The 5,742-nt window shown below is 63.9% G+C and carries 8 protein-coding genes; 4 read left to right on the top strand and 4 right to left on the bottom strand.

The window, feature by feature from the left end; translation table 11 throughout:
* Positions 1–275: 275 nt before the first annotated feature.
* Positions 276–2,165 carry a hypothetical protein gene (locus QMC81_11665; GenBank protein ID MDI6908127.1) on the bottom strand — a complete coding sequence of 630 codons (1,890 nt, stop codon included), beginning with the start codon at positions 2,163–2,165 and terminating at the stop codon, positions 276–278.
* 179 nt (positions 2,166–2,344) lie between these two features.
* On the opposite strand from QMC81_11665, the gene QMC81_11660 reads away from it, so the two are divergent.
* Together QMC81_11660 and QMC81_11655 are read left to right on the top strand one after the other, a co-directional pair.
* Positions 2,345–2,758: a nucleotidyltransferase domain-containing protein gene (locus QMC81_11660; GenBank protein ID MDI6908126.1), complete on the top strand. Its 414-nt coding sequence runs from the start codon at positions 2,345–2,347 to the stop codon at positions 2,756–2,758.
* A 2-nt stretch (positions 2,759–2,760) separates the two neighbouring features.
* Positions 2,761–3,189, top strand: a complete 429-nt coding sequence (locus tag QMC81_11655; GenBank protein MDI6908125.1) for a DUF86 domain-containing protein — start codon at positions 2,761–2,763, stop codon at positions 3,187–3,189.
* Between the two features lie 168 nt (positions 3,190–3,357).
* Here the strand turns inward: QMC81_11655 and QMC81_11650 are convergent, their stop codons facing one another.
* Entirely contained in the window at positions 3,358–3,516 is a 159-nt protein-coding gene (locus tag QMC81_11650; protein MDI6908124.1) for a hypothetical protein, read from the bottom strand.
* A 144-nt stretch (positions 3,517–3,660) separates the two neighbouring features.
* Between QMC81_11650 and QMC81_11645 the strand changes: the two genes are divergently transcribed.
* Both QMC81_11645 and QMC81_11640 read left to right on the top strand, forming a co-directional pair.
* On the top strand, positions 3,661–3,960 hold the full coding sequence (locus QMC81_11645) for a hypothetical protein (GenBank protein ID MDI6908123.1): 300 nt from the start codon (positions 3,661–3,663) through the stop codon (positions 3,958–3,960).
* Positions 3,941–4,198 (top strand): CopG family antitoxin, encoded by a 258-nt coding sequence (locus QMC81_11640; GenBank protein ID MDI6908122.1) that lies wholly within the window; start codon positions 3,941–3,943, stop codon positions 4,196–4,198. The genes QMC81_11645 and QMC81_11640 overlap by 20 nt, the downstream gene beginning before the upstream one ends.
* Before the next feature lie 46 nt (positions 4,199–4,244).
* Here the strand turns inward: QMC81_11640 and galE are convergent, their stop codons facing one another.
* On the bottom strand, positions 4,245–5,243 hold the full coding sequence (gene galE / locus QMC81_11635; protein MDI6908121.1) for a UDP-glucose 4-epimerase GalE: 999 nt from the start codon (positions 5,241–5,243) through the stop codon (positions 4,245–4,247).
* Between the two features lie 61 nt (positions 5,244–5,304).
* Positions 5,305–5,742: hypothetical protein (locus tag QMC81_11630; GenBank protein MDI6908120.1), on the bottom strand; the 438-nt coding region annotated here is incomplete at its 5' end.

The following is a 5,742-nucleotide window of genomic DNA, read 5'->3' as shown; positions in this document are numbered from 1 at the left end:
TCACAGGTCTTATTTTCTTCACAATCCCAGCAGAATTCAACTCCTTTTTTCTTTAAAGCGCAGGTGATAAAAGGACAACCGACACATATCCTGGATTCAGTTTTACATCCGCCGCACCTGCTTGTACCTTCAATATGATAATTAGGACAGAGTCTGCAAGAAAGCCCGCATATTCCAATTTCAGGATACATAGCTATTCCTTTTATCATATTATCACCCAGTATTTATTAATCTTAGATTTGCCGGAGCCGTTCGGGCCGATCAAGAGGAGGAACTTATGAGGTCCGGCCGAGCAGCCCGGTCAGCCTTTCCCGCAGCTCCACGGGAATGACGGCGACCCGGCAGTTGCGTTCCCCGACCCGCGCCGTACCGACAAAAACCAGGGCTTGGGACCAGAGGCGCCCCAACGGCGAAACGGGGGCCGTCTCGTTCCAGAAATAGCCGTCGCCTTCCATAGTGCCGAACTTGCGGCTGACGCCGTTGATTCTGCTCCAGCCCCCCTTGTCCAGGAGAAAACGCAGGAGTGCGACCTCATCCCGGTGCAGTTCCGCGACCGTCCTTTCCAGGTTGCCGTCGTCCCCCAGGTACGCGGCTATCTGTGCCTCCCGCTCCTTCCGTGTACGGGCGGGCTCAATCTCCCACCTGCCGCACATCCCGTCCAGCCAAATGGCGGGCATATTCCTCAATCCCCTGGCCAGCGTGGTGTTCACGGGCAGGGTTTTCGCCTCCACCGCCTCCCGAAACTCTTCCGCCGCCAGCTCGACAAGCGTGTCGTAGTCAACAGGCCGGACCAACCCGTTCACCTGCCTCCGCAGCCAGGCCAGCTTTTCTCCGAACTCCGCCGTCACTTCCCGTCCCTCCAGGCTTTCATCCAGGCGCTCCAGGTAGGAGCGCGCCTTTGCGGGATCCTGGAGTTCATACCACATGCCGGCCAGGTTGAACAAGACGGCCGGATCGGCGGGATACATCTCCTCCAGCGTCTCCAGCAGGCGCCTGCCCTCCTTGGTCCGCCCCAGCCGGCGGTACAGGTTGGCCTGCATCATCATGGCCGGCGGGTATAACCGGCCTTTCACCTGCAGGTCTTCCAGGACCGCCAGAGCATCCTCGTACTTCTCTTCCGCGCGCAGCCGGCCGGCGCGGGCTACCGCCTCCTCCAGCTCCGCGTCCCCCTCTTCCGCAACGGCCACCTTTTGTACCCTGATCGTTTCCTTTCGCCCGTCAACGGTGACGGGAATATCCTCGTCCAGTTGGTAGACGCCTATTTCCACCAGTGCCCCGGCCGCCGCGATCTTGACGGCCAGGGATACATCGCCCGCGTCCAGTAAATCCCGCGCCAGCCGCCGGCCCCAGTCCCCTCCGTAGGTGACCAGGGTGTTCACGCCGAACCTGACCATCCCGTCATCCGCCTCGGGATCCAGAATACCGGCCAAAAGGTACAGGCGTACCATTCCCCGGCCGGCATACCGGCGGCGCTCTTCCTCGGAAGCCGCGGCCGCGGCGGCCAGACTGGACAGCCTGTCGACAGTCGGAAGCTCATACTCCACGGAGAAATGGGGTACGCGGCCCCGGTCCGCCAGCAGCGCCACCCGCTGAAAGGCCCCGGACAGCCGGCCCATTTCCCCGGCCGCCGCCCAGTGCCTGGCCGCCTGGGCGAACCTCTTCAGGTTGAAGGCCGCGACGCCCGCCAGGTAGGCGCACTCCCACTCCACGTGCAGGCCCTGCCACCGGCGGTACAGATCGTAGACGAGGCGGTGCTCCATCAGGGAGCCCGCCGCCCTCAACACCGTAACGGTGTACTCCTTCCAGGAACGCGGCACCGCTCCCTCCCGGCGCAGGGCGGCCAGGCCGTCCTCGAAGTCCCGTACCGCATCCCGAAGCTCAGCGCGCGCCTCCGCTCCCCGTCCCAAAGACGCCAGGATCTGGGCCGCCAGGCCGTGGGCGTAAGGGTTGAAGGGCGCGCCGGGCTCGATGTTCGGCGCCAGAGCTTCCAGAGCCCGTTCCGCCTCCCCGCCGTAAAAACAGGCGGTGGCCAGGTTGTTCGCCAGAACGGGGTTGTCGTCCAGCCGGCAGGCCTCCCGGAACACCTCCGCCGCCTCGCCGTACCGCCCTTCCCGCAGCAGCGCCCGCCCTTTCTTGTCCAGCGCCGCCGCCCAGATTTCGCTCACCCCTGTCCGCACCTTCCTTCCGCACCCGTATCGATTGTTTTCCAAAGTATAGCACAGACCTGCCGGACAAGTAATTTCATCCCAACTGTTTCGGGTACCCGTCCGGGTGCCTGCGCGCCCGGACGGCGGCTGGCCGCCGTAGGGCAAGTCGGGTTATAATGGTTGCGGGGTGATGGCCTGTGCGTCTATCCGAAGATGAAATTATGCGCCTCGTGGGAGAATACCTGGCCCGGCAGGATGACGTGACGGCGGCCTACGTCTACGGGTCTGTCGCGAGCGGACGGATGCGCGCCGGCAGCGATGTCGACGTCGCCGTGCTCTTCTCCGCGGACCAACGGGACGGGGCGGCGCGTCTGGAACGCTGCCTGGAACTGGAGATCGCCTTGCAGGACCTCGTCCGGCGGCCGGTCCAGGTCGTCGACATCACCTCCGCCTCGCTCTTCCTGCAACACCAGGTCAGGAAAACCGGACAACGGGTGGTCGACAAAGACCCCAGCCGCCGCGCGGCGCAGGAGGCCGCCTCCCGTGAACGGTATCTGGATATGCTGCCCCTGTACAACCACCGCATCAACTTGACGTTAAGGAGGCTATAGAAGTGGTTGATGAGGACCTCCTGCGCCGGAAACTCAGCCTTCTGTCCCGGACCATCGTCAAGCTGGAGAAATACCGTGACCTCTCCCTGTCCGAGCTGACCGGCAACGAAGAACGCCGGGACGCCATCGAGCGGGCCCTGCATGTCGCCGTCCAGGCCTGCCTGGATATCGGCAATCACGTCATCGCCGACCTGAACCTCCGCGAGCCCAACGATTACAAGGACATTATGGCCGTCCTCACGGAGGCCGGTATCCTTCCTCAGGAGAGACTGGAGAAGTATAAGAAAATGGCGCAGTTCCGTAACATCATCGTCCATCACTACGATGAGATCGACCCGGCGACTATCCTCAGCATTCTGCGCAAGGACCTCGGGGACCTCCGCGCCTTCGCCAAAACAATCAGGGACCGCTTCAGGCTTTCAGAGCGGTAGCCCCATCCTTTCCAGCAGGCGCGGACTGTAGTCACCTTCCTTATACCATCCCCGGCACGCAACCGTACTTCCTCATATTAACCGTTGCCGGACCAAAACTCCCAAAAGGCTCCCGCTGTGCATAGTCCGGCTCCGCCCCGCGAAGGAAACCAATGACTACCGACGTATCTACGACAACCGCCATTTGGCCCACGCTTCCCCGATAGCCTTTTCCGCATCTTCCGCCTCGGCCCGGGACAAAGTGCCGGCAAGCGCCAGCACTTCTTCCAGATCCTTGGCCCTCTTCTCCTCCGCCTTCGCCAGGTAAGCGTCCAGGGCCTCGTTCACCAACCAAAGGTGTCAATATGAAAGCGTATCGCGGACTTAACATCCGCCAGGGCTTCCTGAAAGGGACTGGTTGCCGTCGGGGAACATCACCCCCTTGCAAGTTGTGCTACATTGTGCTACACTAGGTAACGGGAGGCGCAAGCAGTGAAAATCGGCTGCATCCGGTGGACGACCGACCGCATGGATCATATCGCCCGGCACCAGGTCGGCCCTGACGAAGTAGAAGAAGCTGCCTTCGACGATCCCAACAGGTTCATCAGGCGCCTCAAGGCAGCGAACCGCGATCCCGACCAAAAGCTCTACCTTCTCCTCGGACGCACGGCGGCAGGCCGGTACCTGACGCTGATCTTCATCTATGAAGGCCGCGGCGTGGCCTATCCGGTCACCGCCCGCGACATGAAACCAGGCGAAAGGAGACTTTATCATGGTTCAAGACAAGGATAGGAAGTTGCCCCGGTTCCATAATGTGCAAGAGATGGCCGACTTCTTCGACCATACCGACGTCTCGGAATTGGACTTGGAAGACGCGGACGTGGAGTTTGAGCGGCCCAGAATGGCGCATGTTTCCGTGCGTATTCCCGAGGACGATTTGGCGGCCATCAAGGCGCTCGCGAAAAAGCTCGGGGTTGGACACACCGCGTTTATTCGCATGATCCTCCACCAGGCCGTGGCTGAGAAATAACCTCCTGTATCCCATATTCCAACACTCGTAACACCAATCTTCCCAACTATTCCCCGTACCCCTCCGGGTGCCGCGCATGCCACGCCCAGGCCGTCCGGACGATGGTCTCCAGGTCCCCGCAGCGCGGCGCCCAGCCCAGCTCCCGCCTGATCTTCGCCGAACCGGCCACCAGCACCGCCGGGTCGCCCTCCCGCCGCGGGCCGACCTCCGCCGGGATCTTCCGCCCGGTGACCCGCCGCGCCGTCTCGATCACTTCCCGCACCGAGCACCCCCGCTCGCTGCCCAGGTTGTACACCGCCGAGGGACGCCCCGCCGCCAGCGCCTCCAGCGCCAGCACGTGCGCCGCCGCCAGGTCGGTGACGTGGATGTAGTCCCGGACGCAGGTCCCGTCCGGCGTGGGGTAGTCGTCGCCGAAGACGGTCACCTTGTCCCTCTTCCCCAGGGCGGCCTGCAGCACGATGGGCACCAGGTGCGTCTCCGGCCGGTGGTCCTCCCCGATCTCCCCGCTCTCGTCGGCCCCCGCCGCGTTGAAATAGCGCAGCGAGACGTACCTCAGCCCGTAGGCCCGGCCGTACCACTCCAGGACCTGCTCGAACATCAGCTTCGTCGCCCCGTAGACGTTCACCGGCCGGGTCGGGTGCTCCTCGGTGATAGGCACCGCATCCGGCTCGCCGTACACCGCCGCCGTGGACGAAAAAATAAACCGCCGCACTCCGCACGCCAGCAGGGCGTCCAGAAGCCCGATCCCGTTGGCCAGGTTGTTGCGGCAGTACCTCGCCGGGTGGGCCATCGACTCCCCGACGAGGCTGTCCGCCGCCAGGTGCACCGCGGCCTCCACGCCGTACTCCCGGCAGACCCGCCCGACCAGCTCCGCGTCGCCGCAGTCGCCCTTCACGAAGACGCCGCCGGCCACCGCCGCCCGGTGCCCCTTGCGCAGGTCGTCAAGGGTGACCGTCCGGTACCCCCGCGCCAGCAGTTCCTTAACGACGTGGCTCCCGATATACCCGGCCCCGCCGGTGACGAGGACCGATCCCGCGAACGTCAAGCCCATGCCTCCTCACGCCGTCTTCTTCCGGCGGTCGCCTACGTCGCGCACCGCCGACGCGCTATCCCGAAAGTCTCTTCCGCTCCCGGCGCGGTTCTCCGCGCGCCAGCCAGCGCCGGTAATGGTCCTTTCGCGCGCCGTCGAGGGCCTCGGCGACACGCTTGTAACCATACTGGCGCAGAAGGGTCAGGCACACCCCCACGGCGCTGGCCGGCAGCCAGTCGCCGTAAACCAGAACGGCGGCGCACACCGCGAGGTTATCCAGGTCAAGGTAATAAAACCGCTCGTTCTCCCAGGCGTCTTTCCCGAGACGGAGCAATTCTCCAAGGCGCCCGTCGATCCGCGCCTCGCCGAGGAGCAGCGGGTGGCGCTGGTCGGCCTGCATACCCAGGGCGAAAAACCGGATATCCCGCCTGGCAAGCCGGATACCGGTCTCCTCATAAGCTTCGCGCACCGCGGCCAGGAAAGGATCCGGCGGCAATTCCGGCGCCTTGCGGTC

The sequence above is a fragment of the Thermoanaerobacterales bacterium genome, from assembly GCA_030019475.1.
In the GTDB taxonomy this organism is placed as follows: Bacteria; Bacillota; Desulfotomaculia; order Desulfotomaculales; family JASEER01; genus JASEER01.
This window is presented reverse-complemented; position numbering and strand designations above follow the sequence as displayed.

Excerpts from the sequence above, each read along its gene's own strand:
- QMC81_11640 (MDI6908122.1), top strand. The coding sequence starts at position 3,941 with ATGGTTCAAGACAAGGATAGGAAGTTGCCCCGGTTCCATAATGTGCAA.